Annotated in this window: 17 protein-coding genes; 5 read left to right on the top strand and 12 right to left on the bottom strand. The window is 59.8% G+C overall.

Annotation, left to right across the window (positions count from 1 at the left end; genetic code table 11):
• Window positions 1-84 precede the first annotated feature (84 nt).
• From chvE to ACOSV0_RS08750, 6 genes are all read right to left on the bottom strand, one after another.
• The gene (chvE, locus tag ACOSV0_RS08775; protein ID WP_434109924.1) at window positions 85-1,155 is read right to left on the bottom strand and encodes a multiple monosaccharide ABC transporter substrate-binding protein; all 1,071 of its coding nucleotides are present in this window, start codon (window positions 1,153-1,155) and stop codon (window positions 85-87) included.
• Between the two features lie 96 nt (window positions 1,156-1,251).
• The gene (locus tag ACOSV0_RS08770) at window positions 1,252-2,340 is read right to left on the bottom strand and encodes a Gfo/Idh/MocA family protein (RefSeq protein ID WP_434109923.1); all 1,089 of its coding nucleotides are present in this window, start codon (window positions 2,338-2,340) and stop codon (window positions 1,252-1,254) included.
• A gap of 24 nt (window positions 2,341-2,364) precedes the next feature.
• Complete coding sequence (iolG, locus tag ACOSV0_RS08765; RefSeq protein WP_434109922.1) at window positions 2,365-3,357, bottom strand: inositol 2-dehydrogenase; 993 nt, start codon at window positions 3,355-3,357, stop codon at window positions 2,365-2,367.
• 41 nt (window positions 3,358-3,398) lie between these two features.
• The gene (locus tag ACOSV0_RS08760) at window positions 3,399-4,280 is read right to left on the bottom strand and encodes a sugar phosphate isomerase/epimerase family protein (protein WP_434109921.1); all 882 of its coding nucleotides are present in this window, start codon (window positions 4,278-4,280) and stop codon (window positions 3,399-3,401) included.
• A gap of 80 nt (window positions 4,281-4,360) precedes the next feature.
• Window positions 4,361-5,284 carry an intradiol ring-cleavage dioxygenase gene (locus ACOSV0_RS08755; RefSeq protein WP_434109920.1) on the bottom strand — a complete coding sequence of 308 codons (924 nt, stop codon included), beginning with the start codon at window positions 5,282-5,284 and terminating at the stop codon, window positions 4,361-4,363.
• A gap of 148 nt (window positions 5,285-5,432) precedes the next feature.
• Window positions 5,433-6,347, bottom strand: a complete 915-nt coding sequence (locus ACOSV0_RS08750) for a LysR family transcriptional regulator (protein WP_434109919.1) — start codon at window positions 6,345-6,347, stop codon at window positions 5,433-5,435.
• Window positions 6,348-6,667: 320 nt separating this feature from the next.
• Here ACOSV0_RS08750 and ACOSV0_RS08745 point away from each other — a divergent pair, with 320 nt between their 5' ends.
• Window positions 6,668-7,741, top strand: coding sequence for a LacI family DNA-binding transcriptional regulator (locus tag ACOSV0_RS08745; protein WP_434109918.1), 1,074 nt, complete (start codon window positions 6,668-6,670; stop codon window positions 7,739-7,741).
• Here ACOSV0_RS08745 and ACOSV0_RS08740 read toward each other — a convergent pair.
• Entirely contained in the window at window positions 7,738-8,922 is a 1,185-nt protein-coding gene (locus ACOSV0_RS08740; RefSeq protein ID WP_434109917.1) for a porin, read from the bottom strand. The two genes, ACOSV0_RS08745 and ACOSV0_RS08740, sit on opposite strands and share 4 nt — an antisense overlap.
• A gap of 499 nt (window positions 8,923-9,421) precedes the next feature.
• Window positions 9,422-9,781: a hypothetical protein gene (locus ACOSV0_RS08735; RefSeq protein ID WP_434109916.1), complete on the bottom strand. Its 360-nt coding sequence runs from the start codon at window positions 9,779-9,781 to the stop codon at window positions 9,422-9,424.
• A 216-nt stretch (window positions 9,782-9,997) separates the two neighbouring features.
• Between ACOSV0_RS08735 and ACOSV0_RS08730 the strand changes: the two genes are divergently transcribed.
• From ACOSV0_RS08730 to ACOSV0_RS08715, 4 genes are read left to right on the top strand one after another with little or no spacing between them, the layout of a single operon-like run.
• Entirely contained in the window at window positions 9,998-11,146 is a 1,149-nt protein-coding gene (locus ACOSV0_RS08730; protein WP_434109914.1) for a porin, read from the top strand.
• Between the two features lie 8 nt (window positions 11,147-11,154).
• A complete protein-coding gene (locus ACOSV0_RS08725) occupies window positions 11,155-11,835 on the top strand; it encodes an ABC transporter ATP-binding protein (RefSeq protein ID WP_434109912.1) in 681 nt (226 codons plus the stop codon).
• Between the two features lie 13 nt (window positions 11,836-11,848).
• Window positions 11,849-12,814 (top strand): ABC transporter substrate-binding protein, encoded by a 966-nt coding sequence (locus ACOSV0_RS08720; RefSeq protein WP_434109911.1) that lies wholly within the window; start codon window positions 11,849-11,851, stop codon window positions 12,812-12,814.
• The gene (locus ACOSV0_RS08715) at window positions 12,814-14,526 is read left to right on the top strand and encodes an ABC transporter permease (RefSeq protein WP_434109910.1); all 1,713 of its coding nucleotides are present in this window, start codon (window positions 12,814-12,816) and stop codon (window positions 14,524-14,526) included. Before ACOSV0_RS08720 ends, ACOSV0_RS08715 begins: the two co-directional genes overlap by 1 nt.
• A gap of 77 nt (window positions 14,527-14,603) precedes the next feature.
• On the opposite strand, the gene ACOSV0_RS08710 is transcribed toward ACOSV0_RS08715, so the two are convergent.
• The 4 genes from ACOSV0_RS08710 to ACOSV0_RS08695 form a co-directional block, all read right to left on the bottom strand.
• On the bottom strand, window positions 14,604-15,473 hold the full coding sequence (locus ACOSV0_RS08710; RefSeq protein WP_434109909.1) for a hypothetical protein: 870 nt from the start codon (window positions 15,471-15,473) through the stop codon (window positions 14,604-14,606).
• Window positions 15,474-15,558: 85 nt separating this feature from the next.
• Entirely contained in the window at window positions 15,559-16,152 is a 594-nt protein-coding gene (locus ACOSV0_RS08705; RefSeq protein WP_434109907.1) for a PqiC family protein, read from the bottom strand.
• Between the two features lie 23 nt (window positions 16,153-16,175).
• Window positions 16,176-17,819 carry an intermembrane transport protein PqiB gene (locus ACOSV0_RS08700; RefSeq protein ID WP_434109905.1) on the bottom strand — a complete coding sequence of 548 codons (1,644 nt, stop codon included), beginning with the start codon at window positions 17,817-17,819 and terminating at the stop codon, window positions 16,176-16,178.
• The gene (locus ACOSV0_RS08695) at window positions 17,794-19,062 is read right to left on the bottom strand and encodes a paraquat-inducible protein A (RefSeq protein ID WP_434109904.1); all 1,269 of its coding nucleotides are present in this window, start codon (window positions 19,060-19,062) and stop codon (window positions 17,794-17,796) included. Before ACOSV0_RS08695 ends, ACOSV0_RS08700 begins: the two co-directional genes overlap by 26 nt.
• Window positions 19,063-19,196 lie beyond the last annotated feature (134 nt).

The raw sequence follows: 19,196 nt of genomic DNA, 5'->3' as shown, positions 1-19,196 counted from the left end.
GGGTTGGTCACGTACAACACGTGTCTGCGCAGTGGAGCCCGGGCGGCCACAAGACTTCCGGACTCCACCAGGATCAGGACACTGTTACTTCAACTGCGCCTGCGTGTAATACCCGCTCGTAACGAGCTCCGGTTGCCAGTTGTCCTTGTCGACGAGAATGGGCTTCACGAGATAGGTCGGAACGATCTTGGCGCCGTTGTTGTAGCTCTTCGTGTCGTTCACCGGCACGGTCTTTCCAGTCAGCGCGTCGTCCACGATATCGGCCGTGATGCTGGCCAGCTTGCGCGTATCCTTGAACACGGTCGTGGTCTGATCGCCGCGTATGATTCCCTTGACGTTCTGCAGGTCCGCGTCCTGTCCGGTGACGATCGGCATCGGCTGCTGCGCCGAACCGTAGCCGACACCCTTGAGCGACGAAATCACACCGATTGCGATAGCGTCGTTCGGCGTCCATACGGCATCGAGCCGGTTGTTGCCATAGAAAGCGCTCAGCAGGTTATCCATGCGGGACTGGGCCGTGGCGCCATCCCAGTTGCGGGTGGCGACTTTTTCGAATGCCACCTGCTTGCTGCGAACCACGAACTTCCCGCTGTCGATGTACGGCTTGAGTACGGACATCCCGCCGGCGTAGACCATATGCGCGTTGTTATCGTCCGACGAGCCGCCAAAGACCTCAATGTTGAAAGGAGTCTTACTGCCCTTCTTCTGCCAGGTGGCAACGATGCTCTGGCCTTGCAGAACACCCACGCCGTAGTTGTCGAACGTCGCGTAGTAGTCGACGTCCTTCGTCTGGCTGATCAGACGGTCGTACGAGATGACCTTGATGTGATTCTTTTGCGCCAGCGCCAGGGCGTCGGAAAAGGTCTTCCCGTCGATCGGCGCAATCACGAGTGCCTTGACGCCTTTCGCCAGCATGTTCTCGACCTGGTTGACCTGAGTCGGCACGTCATAGTTGGCGTACTGGAGATCGGCGGAATAGCCCTTCGCTTTCAGCGCGTCGACCATGCTTTTGCCATCGGTGATCCAGCGCGATTCCGTCTTGTCCGGCAGCGAAATGCCAATGACACCCTTGTCCTGTGCGTAAGCGGATAGCGACACCGCAGACAATGCAAATGAGGCGACTGCGGCCATCACGATGTTCTTAATAATGTTCATTCTTTGTCTCCTGATTAGGATTACATAATTCAATTCTGACTTTCTCCAGTCAGTTTCTGGTAGCCGGCCCTACAGGGGGACCAGCCGTTCGCCTTCCTACTCGATAAAAATCTCTGCGCCGGCCTGCTTCGACGAGGCGAACATCGCCTCAATGACGCGGCTGATGTTGTACGCTTGCGTAGCGGGGACAACCGACGGCGTACCGTTACGAAGCGCGTCGAAAAATGCATTCGACTCGCGGTCGAAGTAGACCGGGTTCCCGATTTCAGCAATATCGGGCGAATACTCGGTCTTCTTTGTCGCCCAGATCTCGGGGAAACTCGTTTCCTGCCATTCGGTCCATCCTTCCGGATAGGCGCCCTTGCCCGCGTCGTAGATCTTGTAGCTCGACGGCAGCGAGCGGGAAGACATAATGCCTTCGGTGCCATACGCCGTGATGTCCCAGCTTTCCGTCCAGGGCAGCACGTCCCACGACATGAAGTCGATGACCACGATCTTGTCTTCGTAGTTCAGCACCGCGCCCGCTGCATCCTCGCGCGACTCATCGCCATGGAAGTTCGGGAATTTGGTGATGCGCGCGTTGACGGACCGTGGCATGCCGAAATGCAGGAGGATGCGGTCCACGAGGTGGCAGCCGATAACAAAGACAGCGCCGCCGATATCGCCCGGCTGGGTCATGTGAGCCGTTCCCGCCTCATCATGCGAGCAACCGCCGTGCGCGCGCACCTGGACCACCTTGCCAAGGCGGCCGCTCTTCAACGCCGCCTGCATCGCGTCGACCGATGGTGCAAAGCGCCAGCAGTAGCCGACCTGGACGAGACCGCCGGTACGTTCAACCGCAGCGACGATCCGTTTGGCATCCGCGGAACTGCGGCCCGCGGGCTTTTCGCACAGCACCGACTTGCCGGCTTCGAGTGCTTCAATGGTCAGGTCGGCCATCTTCTCGCTCTTCGAGTGCACGAGCACGACGTGTACGTTGTCGTCGGCGAGAATGTCCTCTTTCGTGCGTGCTTCGAGGCCTAGCGCGTCCACGAACGGTTCAAGCAGCGGACTGGTGTCCCACGCACCGAGCATCTTTGCGTCGGATCGACGCTGGATTGCCTTGACCCGGCCGGACGTGTGCGGATGGGTAATGCCGAGGCACACCACGCCCACCGTTTCGTTTGCACCGATCTTTCGCGTCATGTCTTGTCCCCTCCTGGTTATCCGTTACACCTTGACCGATTTTCCCGACACCGCGGACTCGAGTGCGCAATCAGCCAGGCGCAATGCCTTGAGGCCGTCCTGCACCGAGGTCGGCAGGGGTGAGTTCGTATTGAGCGCCTCGACGAACGCTTCGAGTTCAGCCTTGTAGGCCGCTTCGTACCGCTCGAGGAAGAAGTTGAGGAGAGGTTCGCGGACATCGGTCGCCTCCTTCGTCCAGCGGCGGATCGTCGAAGGCCGAAGGTTCTCCTGCAGGAGCATGCCCTTGGAACCCGAGACTTCCATGCGCTGGTCGTAGCCGTACACCGCCTCGCGACAGCAATTGATGTGGCATTGCTTGCCCGAAGCCGTGCGAAGCTGCACCATGACCGTGTCGAAATCGGTGAGTTCTGCCAGCGACGGGTCGATGAGCCGGCTTGCCATTGCCATCACCTCGACCGGCTCCTCGCCGAGCAGCCAGCGGGCCATATCGAGGTCATGGATCACCATGTCGCGGAAAATGCCGCCTGAGTGCTCGACGTAATCGCGAGGCGGCATGCCCGGATCGCGGCTCGAAATGACAACCTGACGCACCTCGCCCACGTCGCCGGCGTCGATCGCCTTACGAAATGCCTGGGAGGTCGGGTCGAAGCGGCGGTTGAACGCAAGCATCACCCGGCCGTTGAGGCGCTCAACTTCCCTGGCTGCCGCGATCGATTTTTCCATATCCAGATCGATGGGCTTTTCGCACAACACCGCCTTGCCTCGCGCCACGGCTTGCAACATGAATGTGATGTGCGTATCCGTCGGCGTGCCGATCACCACGGCATCGATGTCGTTGCGCTCGAGGACAGCCGAGCAATCCGTCGACGCTTCGCAGCCGAGTTTTTCGGCGAGCGAGGTGGCGGCCTTCTCAACCGGATCGGCGACGACAACGAGCTTCGCGTTCGGGCTCGCGGCAACGTTGCCAGCGTGAATGCGACCAATCCGGCCAGCGCCGAGTACAGCGATACGAATCATGTGAATCTCCAGAAGTACTTTTTGATTTAAGGCCAATAGCGTCAGACGGAAGTCGCGCTTTTTTCCAGGAACTGCGCGCGCGTGGTGTCGTAGGCGCGCTTTGCCATTTCGTCGAGGGGCAACTTCCGGTGGGACTCGGAGATGAGCTCCACGCCGTAGTAAGGAAGCGTGCAGCCCGCTTGTTGCAGAGCATCGATAAAGGCGGGACAGTCGCCTGCACCTTCGCCACAAAGCTGCCGGTTAAAGCTCGAGTCCTCGAACAGCGTTCCTCTGACTTGCGTGCCTACGTCGTCCAGTTCTACGCCCTTGATGAAGCGCGCGGGAATTCGGGCGACCTCGCTATAGGGGCTGCCACCGCGTGCTACGTGCCAATGGTCGACCATCAAGCCACCGTTGGGTTGGCCGGCGCCTTCAGCAATCTTCAGCGCTTCGCCGATGTTCCGGATGGGAGAAAAAGGCATAAATTCGATTGCGACCGTCGCATTAACCGTCGCCACGTCTTCGCAAAGTTTCGCGAATTCGTCGGTCATGCGCGGAAAGTCGGCCGGATTTTCGTCGAAGGGGTTCGCGCCGATTTTCAGATTGCGCATGCCCAGTTCGCCCCCCAGCTCGATGACACGGCGGCGGAAGCTGTCCGATTTCGCACGCGCCTCGCCGTCGAGGTACCAGTCCATGAGAATCTCGAGTTCGAAGTACTTCATGCCCGTGTCGTCCAGAATATTCCTGACGCCGGAGAGCCCGTATTTCCCGATGCTGTACTCGAGGTCATCGAGGATGAGGCCGATGCCGCTCCAGCCGGCACGCGATGCCGCTACGCAACGGTCCCGCAGCGGAAACGGACTGATTTCGACCGGTCCACACGGATAGACGTCGCCCGCAATAGTCCAGTACGCAGCCAGCAGTTCGATCTCTTTGGCGCTCATTTCAGTGTGTTCCTGTAGTTCAGGTTGATTCAAAACGTTCGACAAACGTTTGACGCTATGCATTCCTGCACGATGCACGATCAGGCGATTGCCGGCGTCGGATTCGCGGAGCTTGCGAGGGTAAAATCCCAGTTCACCGACCAGAAAGGAGCCGCAAACCCAAGCTCTCGCGCTGCGTCGGAGTCGTCAATCTGGTTGAATTCGGCAATCAGTTCACGCTTGACGCCGAACACCGCATCCTCGGGGAGATAGGGGCAATCAGGCGTAAAGATGTGGGTAATGACAGGGTCGTAGCCCGGCGCAGTCACAATGAAATGAAGATGCGCGGCACGATTCGGGTGGCGGCCTATTGCACCGAGAAGTTTTCCGACCGGCCCGTCTGATGGAATCGGATAGTGGCGCGGCTTGACGGACTTGAACCAGTAGCGGCCCTCAGCGTCCGAGTTAAATACGCCGCGCAAATTTGAGTCCGGCTGGATCCCCTTTTGCTGGACGTCGTAAAAACCATCGTTGTTGGTCTGCCAGACCTCGAGCTTCGCATTCGGAATAGGTGTGCCTTCAATGTTCGTCACACGTCCCGCGACAACCAGCGATTCGCCCTTTCCGTCCAGGCAGATGTTCGCGCCATTCTCGTATTCGGGTGCATTCGCAACATAAAACGGGCCGAGAATTGTGTTGGGAGTCGCCCCGCTCGGCCGACGATGATTGATGGAGTCAACGAGCATCGAAACACCAAGAATGTCCGACAGCAGGATGTATTCCTGGCGCCAGTCGGTGCACATCTGGCCGGTTTCGGTCAGGAATCGGATGGCGGCGAACCACTCTTCGTGCGTCGGCTCGATTTCCTTCACCGCCGCATGCAGATGCCTGACCAGAATCTCCATCACCTGCCGCAGTCGCGCATCGGCATTCTGACCCATGCGGGCGTTGACGACGTCCGCTGAGTGAGCTTCATCAAAATACGGTGAGGAGGATTGGGAAACAGAAGATGCTGCTTGCTGCATGATGCGTCTCCTTCGATATTTTCGTTCAGCTTTGAAGCGAGTCTATATTCGTCAAACTCGGCAAAACAGAGCTAAAAAGGGAATCTCTTTCGCGCAGACTGGGAAAATAGAAGAAAGCATATGCATGATTGCCCCTTCCGCGTGACCGTCACGCGGTCCAGTGCCGCTCGTACTCGTTCTGCTGAAACCGCTCGACGAGTGCATCGATAAACAGGCGAACCTTTACCGGCATATGAGTTCGGGTCTGGAATGCAATGTTCATCGTGAGCCGTGGCAGATCCCAGTCATCCAGCACCGGAACGAGGCGGCCGGCCTTGAGGTCGTCGTACACGATGTACTTGGGCTGCACGAGAATACCCATGCCGTCGAGTGCGGCAACCCTGAGTATCTGGCCGTCGTTGGATTCAAGAAGCGGTCTGACCTTGACGAGAACCGACTCACCGGTTCGGCAGAATACGAGCTCGCGCGGATTGTCGGCGAGTCCGTAGTTCAATACCTTGTGCTTGACCAGTTCCGCCGGGAAGCGCGGCGAACCATTTGCTTCGATATACGAAGGAGCCGCGGCCAGTATTCGCCGGGTTGCGGCGAGCCGCCTTACCGTAATGTTGCTGTCTGCCTCGAGCACCTTGGTACGGATTGCAACGTCGATGCCATTTTCGATGATGTCGTGGTAACGATTGGCCGCTACCACGTCCACCGTGATGTCCGGATAACGCGCCGCAAACTCCGGAAGCATGGGTGCAATGTGCAGCATGCAGAACGAGAGCGATGCAGTGACGCGAAGTACGCCACTCGGTCGTACCGTTGCATCCTTGATGACCGACTCAGCTTCGCCAAGGTCGGCCAGGATGGACTTGCATCGCCGGTGGAACTCCGCCCCTGCCTGCGTGAGATAGAGATTGCGTGTCGTCCTGCGCACGAGCTGGACAGCAAGCCGGGTCTCCAGCGAAATCAGGTAGCGGCTTGCCGCGGATATGGAAAGGTCTACCGCTTCCGCGGCCCGGCTGATACTGCCCGTTTCGGCAACCTCAACGAACAGTTGTAGCTCCTTGAACTGGTCCATCTTGTACCACCTACTTTTTCGCAAGTTCCGTCGTGCGAGAGACCGCACAGGCGCGCGATTCGGGAGAACTTCGCCCGGCCGCCTGTTTGTCGTGGGCTGGAAATAATACGGTACTCTTTCTATCGGCGAAGAATGAAAACACATCAAAAACACATCAAACTTAGCGTTTACCCAGGCTCGTCTGGAATGCCCGTCCTATAATTTAACGAGGCAAACTTGCTCAATGCGCGTGTGAATCTTGCAGTCACAGCATAGTCCGCCGAACCAATATGCGGTTATCATAAAAACATCAAAAACACATCACAAATGGAAGCGCAGGCATGGCACACCGCTTTCTTATCAAGGAGATAGCTCTCCAGGCCGGGCTAGGCGTGGCAACAGTCGACCGCGTGCTCAACGGGCGTGCCCACGTTCGCGAACACACGCGCAAGCGCGTCGAACAAGCCATCAAGGAACTCGAAAAACAGGAACTGCAGTTGGCGACCGTCGGGCGAAAACTCATGGTTGACGTGGTCGTAGAAGCGCCTGCACGCTTTGCTGACGAGATCAAGGATGCGCTTGAAACAGAATTGCCCGTGATGCACCCGGTAGTCGTTCGTCCGCGTTTCCTGATGCGGGAAACAATGACGACCGCCGAGGTCGTCGAGACTCTTCAGTCGATTGGACGCCGCGGAAGCCACGGGGTTTTCCTGAAGGCCCGCGATGTTCCCGAGATTGCCGAAGCGATCGGCGACCTGCAGCGCCGCGGCATTCCAGTCGTCACGATCTTCACCGATATCCCGTTGTCCGGCCGCGTTGCATACGCGGGGCTGGACAATCGGGTCGCCGGCGCCACCGCCGCATATCTCGTTGCGCAGTGGCTCGGTCCGCGGTCCGGCAACATCCTGATCACCATGAGCGATGAACGGTTCAGGGGCGAGGAGGAACGCGAAATAAGTTTTCGGCGCGCGTTGAGAACCCGCTATCCACAGCTTACGTTGATCGATGCCAGTGGCGGCCACGGCCTCGACACGCCCACCGAGAAACGAGTCCTCAATGTCCTCGGCGCAGCAACCCGCATCGCCGCGGTCTACTCCATGGGAGGAGGAAATGTCGCCATTCTTCGAGCACTCGAAGCACAGCAGCAAGCTCCGATTTGCTTTATCGGACACGACCTCGATCGAGACAACGTGCAATTGCTGCGCGAGGGTAAGGTACAGGCGATTCTCCATCACGATCTACGCCAGGACATGCGCTCGGCGTGCCAACACATCATCCATTTCCACAAACTCCTGCCGGCCTCAGCCGTATCGCCATCTTCATCGGTCGTTGTCGTGACGCCGGAGAATATTCCCGAGCATATAGCGAGCCGGGTTCGGGATAGAACCTCTCCCAAACCCGTCCGCTCCTCCTAGAACTGGTGGGCGATGCCCGCGATTACGCCGAACTGGCTCTTGCCATAGTTCGGATTCGTGCTGGACGTGCTGCCGTTCACCGGGTCGTTGTTACTGTTCGCGCCATACAGCCCACTGTCGAGTCCAAGGTTGGACGTCGCACTATTCCGAACGTAACCGAGCTCGGTATACAGGAGCGTTCGCTTCGACAGCGAGTAGTTCGTGCCCAGTGTGTACAGCGTCGCGTTACCGTTACCATGATTGGCGTTTGCGTGATACACCGCACCGGTGATCGAAAGCGCCGGCGTGGTCTGCCAGATTGCCCCGATCCATTCGTGATTGACCGCTGTTGGCAGCGACGTGCCTGAGGGCAGCGTTGTTGGCGTGGCCGTACCGAAGTATCCGGTATTGGACGCATTGGGCGCGCTGAGGTGCTGATAGCCGATATACGCAATCACGGGGCCGAACGCATAGGTCGCGCCCGTGAGGATGGAACGCGAGGCCAGATACACGTTGCTGAACTGGCCGTTGGGATCGCGAACCTCGTCATAGGTTGCCTGCCAGAAAAGACCGCCAGTCTGGTACGACAGCTTGATACCGTCCGTTCGCCCCTGAGCGCTACCCAGACCGCTCGACGTGCCCAACTGGCCCGGCGCGCTTCCCGGATTTCCGGCGTTCCATTTCGTCGAGTTCGTCAGGTCGTATTGCCCCTGCAGCGTAAATCCCCCGAGCGTCGGCGACAGATACTCGACACCATTACCCGCCTGCGAAAAAATCCGGCCTCGCACCAGCGTACCGATCGCATACTTTTTCGTCTGTTGCGGATCGACATCGCCCGAATACTGGCTTATTTCGGCCGAGCCCATGTTGCCGAACTTCAATTGGCCCCATGTGTCATTGTGCAAGCCGACAGTCGCCTGCCCCTCGAAGAAGCTGCCGTTGGCCAGGCTGCCGTTCTGTGTGTTGAGACGGGACTCAAGGTGGAAAATGGCCTGTGTTCCGCCTCCAATATCTTCTGTGCCTTTAAGGCCGAATCGCGACTGGGCCCATCCTCCACTTTGCGCACCGAACACGTGCCCTTTCGGCAAGCCAGACTCGTACTGGAGCCCGTTGTCTACTATGCCATACAACGTGACACTGCTTTGCGCACTTGCCGACGCCGTGGCCGTCATAGCGAGCAGCCCAAACAGAACCTTTCTCATCGCATCTCCTATATATAGTACTACTACTATTTTAATAACCTACCTTCTGATAATCAGATCGTTTTGATTTGATATTCCGCGCAGCGTTTTACTATTCTGGAATGCTTAAAACGTAACCCGATCAGTTGCTGATCGCGTTCGCTGAATGCGCATCGACGTATGAGGGATTTCGAAGCAGAGGTCTGCTTGCGGCATGGCGCGTCTCCGTCGTTGTTTTAGTGCAACTTTGACCGGAGTGTATATTCGTCAACGATGGAGACACAGAGCCGAAAGGGGAATCTCTTTCGCGGAAATCGGGAAAATCGAAGCGATCAGGCGCTATGGGTCAAGGCCAAAGACGTGTTTGTGCGACATGCCGCGATCCCGCGCAGATGCGAACATGAGCGCGGAAAGCTGCGGCGATGGGCTATGACGGCAAACAGGTCGATTTCGCAAACGCGCGGACGGCGCAACGCGTCCCGGCGATGGCGGAACGGCGATAAGCAAGCCCCCGCGTCGTTCAATTCACCGGAGGAACCTTCGCGCTCTCAGCGCGGCATGCGCCCTTCATGCTCGAATAGAGCTGCTGCTGCGTGACATGGCTTTGATAGGTGGTGTCGATGCCTTCATGCACCCGCTGCTTGTAATCGTCGGGCGCACGCATCGGCATGATGACGGCGTCGAGGCGCGCATGCGCTTCGCTGACGGGAACGCCGTCATCGCGCCACTTCGCCGCGGCCGAGGCGGTCTGAGCCACGAGATAGCATTTCTGCTGTTGCGACATCAGCGACAGCGCGGGTCCCATGCTGTCGTATTTTGCGGTCGCGCAGCCCGTTAGAAACGTTGCGCCGACAAGTACCACCTGAAATCTTCTTTTCATTACACCCCCGAAATTCAGACGAACATTTCGACTATTTCCGCTGAATCGATCCCTTGCGCTCCACGCCAGGCTTCCGATTCGCCGATGATTCAGTTCCCGTTCGTATCTGGGTAAAGCGTAGCACACGGCAGGTTCATCACTGTCCTTTTGTCACGCGGATGACTTGCAGGCCGCTTACATTCGTGGCTCAAATTAATCCCAAAGAGGACACAATCTGTGAATCACTCCTACCGCACCACGGCGGTAGGCTGCTGTCTGGCCGTCTGCGCCAGCCTGTCTGCCTACGCACATGCCGACGAAGCATCCGCCATCTCCGGCTCGTCTGTCACGCTCTACGGTATCGTCGATACCGGACTCGAATATCTCACCAGTGCATCGTCGTCGAAAGGCGAAACGCATAGCGTCACGCGCCTGACTTCCGGCGACATGTCCGGCTCGCGCTGGGGCATTACCGGCACCGAAGACCTCGGCGGCGGCTCGCGCACCTTCTTCCTGCTCGAAAGCGGCATCAACGTCGATAGCGGCGCCCTGCTGCAAGGCGGCCGCGAGTTCGGCCGGCTCGCCTACGTCGGTATCGCAAACGACACCCTGGGTTCGTTCTCGCTGGGCCGCCAGGGCGGTCTGTTCCTCGACTGGGTCAGCGAATACAACCCGCTGAAGAACGCGGTCTACGCGATCAAGATGCAGGACCCGGCATTTTCGGACCGGCTCGACAACACCGCCCGCTATGAAAAACGCTTCGGCGAACTGACGGCGATCGCGCAATACAGCTTCGGCTACGACACGGTCACGTACGGCGCGCAGCCGGCCGGCGACACCCGCTTCGCCCGTGTTATCGAAGGTGGCCTGCGTTATAAGCACGGCCCGTTCAGCGCGACACTCGTCTACGACCAGAAGAACGGCGGCAGCACGAGCCCGACGGCCGCGCACACGACGAAGGTCGGCGGCTACGAAGGCAACACGGACCGCCGCGTGTCCTTTGCCGCGAGCTACAGGATTTCGACGGTGACGACTTATGCCGGTTATCGCTACCTCGATTCGAAAGCGGTGCATCTGAGCACGTTGAGCACGTCGCCCGTCGAAGCGACCAGCCTCTACTGGCTCGGCGCAACGTGGCTCGCGCAGCCCAACCTCGCGCTCTCCAGCACGGCGATGTACCAGAACTTCTACGGCACCTCGCGTGACCCGTGGTCGTTCCAGGCCGATGCGGATTACTTCCTGTCCAAGCGCACCGACCTGTATCTGAACCTTGCGTATGTGCTGAACCGCAACGGCTCGAACCTGGGTCTCAATGGCTTCGGCACCGACGTCGTGGCCGGCAAGAACCAGTTCGGCCTGATGGCCGGCATCCGCCACAAGTTCTAGGCATGCCGATGAACGACGCGAGCGTATCGATCCACTTGCGCGGGCTTCGTCAGCGGTTCGGTGAACAAACCGTGCTCGACGGTATCGATCTCGACGTGCCGGCCGGCACGACGCTCGCGCTGCTCGGGCCGTCCGGCTGCGGTAAGAGCACGCTACTCAAACTGCTCGCCGGACTGCTGCGCCCCGACGAAGGCCGCGTGATGTTCGGCGACGAAACCGTCGCCGATCCGGCGCATTGCGTGCCGCCGGAAGCGCGCGACCTCGGCATGGTGTTCCAGGACTACGCGCTCTGGCCGCATATGACGGTGGCGGGCAACGTATCGTTTCCGCTGGAGATGCGCGGCGTGCCGCGCGCCGCGCGTGTCGCGGCGGTCGCGCAGGCGCTGGCGCGCGTCGGTCTCGAACACCTGGCCGCGCGGCGGCCGTCGGCGCTCTCCGGCGGCCAGCAGCAGCGCGTCGCGCTGGCACGCGCGATCGTCGCGCGTCCACGCGTGTTGCTGTTCGACGAACCGCTTTCGAATCTCGACGCGCAGTTGCGCGCCACCCTCTGCGACGACATTCGCACCCTCCTCGCGCAACTCGGCACGACCGCCGTGTATGTGACGCACGATCGCAGCGAAGCCGATGCGCTGGCGCACACGATCGTCACGCTGGCGCACGGACGTGTGGCGCGAACTGTCTATCGATAAAGGAGTCGCTACAATGGTCAAATCACTGTCTTCCCTCGTTTGTTTCATTTTCCTTGCCTTCGGGCTGACTACTTCCGTGCACGCGCTTACTGTCTATACTGCCGGTCCTGGCAATCTCAGCAAAAAACTCGCTCAAGGTTTCGAGCGTAAAACGGGTGTCAAAATCGATCTGTTTCAGGCCACGACCGGCAAGGTGATGGCGCGGATCGAGGCGGAATCGAGCAATCCTCACGCGGACGTCCTGATTTCCGCGTCATGGGATACGGCTCAGGATCTCGACCGGCGCGGCTGGCTCGCCCCTTACACGAGCCCGAATGCCGCGCACGTGCCGCCTATGTTCAAGTCGCCCTCTTACGTCGCGCAAGGTATTTCGGCGCTGGGCATTGTCTGGAATACGCGTGCCGGCAAACCCGAGCCGCACGACTGGCGCGATCTCGCCGCGCCCGCCTATCGCGACCAGGTGACCACGCCGAATCCCGCTCTGTCGGGTGCATCGCTCGATCTTTTGTTGGGCCTGCAGGACCGGCTCGGCGAATCCGCCTGGACGCTGTTCGACAGCCTGCACAAGAACGGCATGGTCGTGCTCGGGCCGAATGCGCAGGCGATCAACCCGGTGTTGCAGGGAGCGAAATCGGCGGTGTTCGGTGCGGTCGATTACGTCGCATACGGCGCGGCGGCCAGCGGCGAATCGGTCAAGGTGATCTTCCCGAGCAGCGGCACGGTGATCGCGCCGCGTCCGATGATGATCCTCAAATCGTCGCCGCACCAGGCGGACGCCCGGGCATTCATCGACTACGTGCTCTCCGACGAAGGCCAGCAACTCGTAGCGGCCGCCTACCTGATGCCCGCGCGCGACGATATCGACACGCCGCGCCCGCGTCTGAAAGACCTGAAGCTTCTTCCGCAGGACGACGGCAGCAACACGAAATCGCGAGCCGAGGTGTTGTCGCGCTTTAACGCCCTGTTCGGCGAACACTGATGGCAAGCGTGATCGCGCAGCGCCCCGCCACGCGACGCGCGTGGCAACTGAGCCGCGCCGGACGCACCGTTGCGCTCGGTGCGCTGTTCGTGGCATTGGGGCTGCTGGTCGCGCTGCCCACTGCCTTCGTCGCGTTGCAGGCGATCTTTCCGGCGCTGAACCACGGTTCCCTTTCCCATCCCTTTGCCGCGATCCGCGCGACACTCACGCAATCCGACACGTGGCCGTTGCTCGGCAATACGCTGCGCTTCGGCATCACGGTTGCGCTTGCGAGCATCGCGTTCGGTGTGCCGCTCGGCGCACTGCGTGGCCTGACGCGATTGCCGGCCGCGCGCCTATGGGATTTGCTGTTTCTCGCACCGTTTCTGATTCCACCGTATCTCGCGGCGCTCGGCTGGATGCTGCTGTTGCAGCCGCATGGCTATCTTCAGCAACTGGCCGGCTTCGATCTCGGCGCGTATCTGTTTTCGTTCACCGGCATCGCGCTTACGATGACGCTGAGCGTGTTTCCTGTTGTGTATTTCGCGGTTTCACGCGCGTTGATGTCGACGGGCGGCCGGCTCGCGCAAGTGGCGCGCGTATGCGGTGCAACGCCATGGCGCGCGTTCGTGCGCATCACGCTGCCGCTCGCTGCGCCGGCGATCGCCGCGAGCGCGCTGCTTGCTTTCACCATGTCGATCGAGGAGTTCGGCATTCCGTCCGCACTCGGCGCGCGTGCCGGCTTCAGTCTGCTGGTCACGTCGATCGAAGCGCGCTTCTCCGATTGGCCGATCGATCTGGCCGGCGCAGCCGTGCTTTCGACACTGCTCGCGCTCACCGCGCTCGCTGCCTTCATCGCGCAGCGGCGTCTGCTTGCCGGCCGCGACTTCGATACGCAAACGGGCAAACCGGTTGCCAACGATCCACTCGAACTGGGCCGCTGGCGTGCGCCGGTCCTGTTGCTATTCAGCGCGGCGGCATTCTGCACGACACTTGCGCCGCTTGGTGCGATCGTGGCGACGTCGTTCGTGCGTACGTTGTCGGGCGGTTTGAGCGTGTCCAATCTGACGCTCGCGCATTTCGCGGCGATTGCCTCGGCCGGCGAAGGCGCAGGCGCCCTGCTCACCAGTCTCGGGCTGGCCGCGGCGACGGCTGTCGTCACCGGGACATTGGGTTTTCTCGCCGCATGGATCATCATCAAAACGCGTACACCAGGCCGCGCGGCGCTCGACGGCCTCACGCTGTTGCCGCATGCAATGCCCGGCATCGTGATCGGCGTCGGTTTGATCCTCGCGTGGAACCTGCCGCTCTGGCCCGTCACGCCGTACAACACGTGGGGCATTCTGCTGCTGTCGTATAGCTGTCTGCTGTTGCCGTATCCGGTGCGTTACGCAAGCGCGGCGCTGCGGCAGATCGGCGGCAGTCTCGAAGCCGCGGCGCGCGTACACGGCGCGAGCGGTGCGCGCGTGCTGTGGCGTATCGTGTTGCCGCTGGTCGCGCCACCGCTCGCCGCATCGATGATGATCGTGTTCGCGGTGGCGTCGCGCGAGTTGGTGACTTCGCTGCTGCTTTCGCCAAGCGGCGTGCAAACCGCTTCGGTGTTCATCTGGCAACAGTTCGAGCAAGGCTCGATTGGCGACGGGATGGCGATGGGCACGCTGATGCTGGTGATCAGCGGTATTGTGCTCGCCGTGGCATCGCTCTGGACACGGCGTCTCGACACGCTACCCTGAGTCTGTCCTGTATCGGGCCGTATTGCGGTGCGCCGCGCCGGCGGCAAAAGCAGGACCGGCGCGGCAGTCGTACGAACTTACTGGCTACAGAATGACGGTTGATACTTGTAAACCCAGGCGGTCTTCGTCGAGCTCGGAGATTGCACCCAGTTCGTCATGCCCTGAATCGTATTGAAGATCAGTTGCGACCGCGCGGTGACCTTGTCGGTGAATACGCCGTCGTCGTTCACGTCGACTTCGAACGAGATTTCCGCGAGCGCCGGCGTGCTGGAACCGTTGGCATACCAGACGGTCATGGTGAAGTCAGCATCTTCCTGACCGAGATCGCTGGTCGGGCCGTCGAAGGTCAGTTCATGGATCGACAGACCGCTCACCGGCACGAGCGACTGCGTGCTGATGCTGTCGAACACGTGCGTGGTAGGGAACAGATCGTTGATGTCGCTCAGGTGGTTGATGTTCTTGGAGTTGGAGAGCGGCTCGCTTGTCGAATGCGAGTATGTCTGATTCGACGGCGGCGTGATGTCGTCTTCGAGTTTGCTGCTTGCCTTCGACGAGCTGCCGCTGACGTCCGTATTCGCCGAGGTGGCTTCATTCGCCGAGCCGAACTTCAACTCGATCTTGCGACCGCTGCTGTCATCGCGCTCGCGCATCGAGTAGCCGGCCTGCTTGACGGCACAGGTACCCGGTGAATCGTAGTAGAGCACGGTGCGGTCGTTGTCGGCCCCGAACGTCTTCTTGACGGTGCTATCGAAGCCGTTTGCCGCAAGGCTCGCCTGCAGATCGGTCAGAAAGCGATTCGCCGTATCGACCGGTGAACTGTCGAATGCAACGGGATTGAGCAACACTTTGTACTCACGGCTGCCAACGCTTGGCGTGCCGGCGTGAGCCACCTGGGACGCCGCGAAAAGCGCGAGCGCTGCTGCATGATTCCATTTGATCTTTGTCATTTCGGTTCTCATGGTTGAAGGGGTACTGCAATTCATGAGATTAGTCATCCGAAGTGACGATGATGTGAAGTTTCCCCGCTTCGTTTCACCGCTGCATGGCTGAACGCGTCGCTACGGCGATATCGCCGGCCACGGACGCAAGCGCTCGACTGTGCGCCGCCACCATTGCATCGTAGCCGGGTCCGCTCACGGGCTCATACACAACCGTCCGTCCGCTGAGCGCTTCCCCTCGCTTCGGCGGGCGCACCGACCAGATAACGGCCAGCATGGTGATGCCCCCCACTGACGAATCGAAGCTCTGCACATCAACCGATACGCGATAGGCGTTATCGTCCACACGTTGCGGATAACTGGATACGATCGCACCCGGAATACGTTGCGCGAGGTCCGCGGCCAGCACACGTGAAATCTGACTCTTCAACGGCTCCGCCCAACGCGCGAACTCATCGATCGACACACGGTTCGCGTCCAGCCGGGAAACGATTTGCGGTCGATCGACCAGTTCGGGAACCGTCACCGGATCGATCGCGATTGAGATTGAAACCGGATTGGCGGGCGCCGCCTGTCCGGCAACCTCAACCGGGCTCAACGTATAGAACTTCGATTCCGGCGATGTTGCGCACCCCGCGAAAAACGTCAGCGCAAGCAGTGCCGAAGGTAACGTCAAATGTCGGTTCATTAGTCGGCTCATTATTCGGCTCATTACTTGTCCTCGGTCTTGCCACGAAGCAGCGCCTCGGGATGGCGCTGGAGATACTCCGCCAGCGCGCGGAACGAAGCCGCGGTCCGTGACACTTCGCGCATGGTTTCCGCCGTGCTTTGCTGCAATGGCGAGTCGCTTTGCAACGTGCGATTCACCGACGTGATGGCTTCACGTGCTGTGGCCAGCGTCGCTTTTGCCTCCGGCGCCACATCGGTATTGATCGTATTCATCAGCGTATCCGCATCATTGAGCGTTTTGCGCAAGTCGTTGCCAATGCCTTCAAATGGAATCTTGTTCAACTTGGCGACGAGCGTTGTAATGGAGTCCTGCAAACCCTGCAGGTTGCCCGGTATGGTCGGCAACTGAGGCGTCGTTTTACTCCAGTCGATGGCCGCCTTCGGCGCCGAAGGAAAGAAATCGATCGCGATATAGAGTTGACCGGTCAGCAGGCTCGCTGTTCTGAGTTGCGCTCGCAGACCCTTCTTCACCAGATAGTCCGCAAACTCTTGCCGCTCTGCCGGTGTTGCCGCAATGGCGCCGCCGACTTCGTCGCGTGAAATCAGGCGCTCCGGGAAGAAGCTGACCTCGACGGGGATACTGAATTCCTTCGTCGCCGGATCAAAGTGCGTATTGATCGCCGATACCTCGCCGATGACGATCCCGCGGAAGTCGATCGGCGCCCCAACAGTCAATCCGCGGACAGACTCCTTGAAGTTCAGCACGTATTTGTCGACGATCGTTTCATGCTGCTTCATCGCATCCGCCCGGCCGCCGAAAAGTTGGAACTCACGCTTCGGGTCCGCTTCGATCTTGCTGGTTGTGTCAGGCGGATTCTCGAACGCCAGGCCACCGATCAGGATGGATACCAGCGACTCGGTGTTGACCTTCACGCCGGTCGTGTCCAACGTCACGTCAACGCCGCTCGCTTGCCAGAAACGAGTGTCGTTCGTGACGTACTTGTCGTATGGCGCGTTGACAAAAACGTGCACGGTCATTCCCGCGCCGTCGGGGTCGAGCGCGTAAGAAACGATCTGGCCAACCTGAAGCTTGCGGAAAAATACGGGCGAACCTATATCGAGCGAGCCAATGCTGCCGCTCTTAAGGACGAACTCCCGCCCCGGCGCCCCTGAAGCGAGAACGGGCGGAGACTCGAGACCGGTGAAATCACGCCGCGCTTTTTGCGACGTTCCAATGTCCATGCCGATGTGAGAACCGGATATCAATGTACTGATGCCCGATACGGTGCCGCCCGCAATGCGCGGCCGAACCACCCAGAAGCGGGTATCGTCGACCAGCATGCTGGAAGCGTTGCGAGACATTTCAGCGCTGGCAAGCACGGTCTTGTGATCGTCAGAAAGTGTGAGACTTTTGATCACGCCAATATCGACATTCTTGAACTTGATCTTCGTCTTGCCGGCCTCGATGCCCTCGCCTGTCGTGAAGCTGATGGTGATGGTTGGGCCTTTTTGCATGATCGACTGCACCGCGAGGCCGCCCGCTATCAGGACGGCAACAAGCGGCACGAGCCACACGAGCGGCATACGCCACCTCGACCGCCCGGCGGTCACTGCTGTTGGAAAGTCGGTCGCATCTTCACCATCGTTCTGTGCTGGCAACTTATTCACCGTCCAACTCCACTGCATCCCATATGAGCCGTGGATCGAACGACAGTGCGGCGAACATGGTCAGCACAACTACCGCGCCGAACGCTATCGCCCCGGGACCCGCATCGATCGTTGCAACCGAACCAAATTGCACGAGCGCTACCAGGATAGTGATGACGTAGATATCGAGCATCGACCACCGGCCGACCAGCTCCACGCACCGGTAGATGCGCGTGCGCTTGCGCGGCATGTGGGACGAGCGCAACTGGGTACTCCAGGCGAGGTAGGCTAACGACAGGATTTTGAGCATGGGCACCACGATGCTTGCAATGAAAACGATCGTGGCAAGCACCCACGATCCGGAGGTCCAGAGAAACACGACACCGCTTAAAATCGTGTCGGATTGCGCGCTGAATAAAGTACTGGTGACCATGACCGGCAGGAGAATGGCTGGGATATAGAGAACCATCGCGGCCAGCAGGAATGCCCAGGTGCGTGCGAGGCTATTGGGCTTGCGCAGATGCAACACGGCGCTGCAACGCGGACAAATCCCGCCACCAGCATGGCCGAGCGGTTTTGACAGCAGGCCGCAGTCGTGACAAGCGAATAGACCGGCACGTGCTGCAGTAGCCGCACTGGCGCCTGCCTGTAGCGCATGCGACACGACAACGACGCCTGGCATGCTTTCGATACGCGCCCAGATATCGCGTGGATTGAACGAAACAGCGGCTGCCGCGAGCAGCACCATCACCGCACCGAATGCCCAGATCGCGATGCCGGGAACCACCGTCGCGAAGTGCTGGAGTTTGACGAGCGCAACCAGCATCGCAAGCATGAGCACCTCGATCATCCCCCAAGGCGCGACATGCCTGAGCACACGCAGAACAATCTCGGGACGTTGAGGCAATCCGCCGATATGCAGCGGCAGAAGCAGATAGATCACCGCCGCTATGTTCAATGCCGGCATCAGGATCGTCGTCACCAGAACGAGACCCGCTACCGGCCACATACCGTCGGCGTACAGCGAAGAAACGGCTTCAAATAGCGTGGTTTCAACGAGCGCGCCATTGACCCGCAGTCCGATGATCGGAAAACAGTTGGCAATCGCAAACAGAACCGCAGCCGCGAGCGTGAACGCGAGCGCGCGATCGTACGTGGCCGGCAAGCTTCGGTAGAGCGCTGCATCGCATCGTTGACAACGCGCAGTACCGCGTTCGAATAGTGGTGCCCTCCACTGCAGCAAATCACATTCGTGACACGCAATTAATCTGGCTTCATTCATTTTCGGTATCCGCTTGAGGGCGCATAACCCGGAAGCGCGCGGCCCTTATTCGATCGACGCCGTTGGGTTCGTACCTGGGCCGCAGAGAGACAACTCATGTGAGGCGCCACAGTAACACCGCAATTTCAACTTGT

Source organism: Paraburkholderia caffeinilytica, from assembly GCF_051027425.1.
Classification (GTDB): domain Bacteria; phylum Pseudomonadota; class Gammaproteobacteria; order Burkholderiales; family Burkholderiaceae; genus Paraburkholderia; species Paraburkholderia caffeinilytica_A.
This window is presented reverse-complemented; position numbering and strand designations above follow the sequence as displayed.

Excerpts from the sequence above, each read along its gene's own strand:
- chvE (WP_434109924.1), bottom strand. The coding sequence starts at position 1,155 with ATGAACATTATTAAGAACATCGTGATGGCCGCAGTCGCCTCATTTGCA.
- ACOSV0_RS08770 (WP_434109923.1), bottom strand. The coding sequence starts at position 2,340 with ATGACGCGAAAGATCGGTGCAAACGAAACGGTGGGCGTGGTGTGCCTC.
- iolG (WP_434109922.1), bottom strand. The coding sequence starts at position 3,357 with ATGATTCGTATCGCTGTACTCGGCGCTGGCCGGATTGGTCGCATTCAC.
- ACOSV0_RS08760 (WP_434109921.1), bottom strand. The coding sequence starts at position 4,280 with ATGAGCGCCAAAGAGATCGAACTGCTGGCTGCGTACTGGACTATTGCG.
- ACOSV0_RS08755 (WP_434109920.1), bottom strand. The coding sequence starts at position 5,284 with ATGCAGCAAGCAGCATCTTCTGTTTCCCAATCCTCCTCACCGTATTTT.
- ACOSV0_RS08750 (WP_434109919.1), bottom strand. The coding sequence starts at position 6,347 with ATGGACCAGTTCAAGGAGCTACAACTGTTCGTTGAGGTTGCCGAAACG.
- ACOSV0_RS08745 (WP_434109918.1), top strand. The coding sequence starts at position 6,668 with ATGGCACACCGCTTTCTTATCAAGGAGATAGCTCTCCAGGCCGGGCTA.
- ACOSV0_RS08740 (WP_434109917.1), bottom strand. The coding sequence starts at position 8,922 with ATGAGAAAGGTTCTGTTTGGGCTGCTCGCTATGACGGCCACGGCGTCG.
- ACOSV0_RS08735 (WP_434109916.1), bottom strand. The coding sequence starts at position 9,781 with ATGAAAAGAAGATTTCAGGTGGTACTTGTCGGCGCAACGTTTCTAACG.
- ACOSV0_RS08725 (WP_434109912.1), top strand. The coding sequence starts at position 11,155 with ATGAACGACGCGAGCGTATCGATCCACTTGCGCGGGCTTCGTCAGCGG.
- ACOSV0_RS08720 (WP_434109911.1), top strand. The coding sequence starts at position 11,849 with ATGGTCAAATCACTGTCTTCCCTCGTTTGTTTCATTTTCCTTGCCTTC.
- ACOSV0_RS08715 (WP_434109910.1), top strand. The coding sequence starts at position 12,814 with ATGGCAAGCGTGATCGCGCAGCGCCCCGCCACGCGACGCGCGTGGCAA.
- ACOSV0_RS08710 (WP_434109909.1), bottom strand. The coding sequence starts at position 15,473 with ATGACAAAGATCAAATGGAATCATGCAGCAGCGCTCGCGCTTTTCGCG.
- ACOSV0_RS08705 (WP_434109907.1), bottom strand. The coding sequence starts at position 16,152 with ATGAACCGACATTTGACGTTACCTTCGGCACTGCTTGCGCTGACGTTT.
- ACOSV0_RS08700 (WP_434109905.1), bottom strand. The coding sequence starts at position 17,819 with ATGCAGTGGAGTTGGACGGTGAATAAGTTGCCAGCACAGAACGATGGT.
- ACOSV0_RS08695 (WP_434109904.1), bottom strand. The coding sequence starts at position 19,062 with ATGAATGAAGCCAGATTAATTGCGTGTCACGAATGTGATTTGCTGCAG.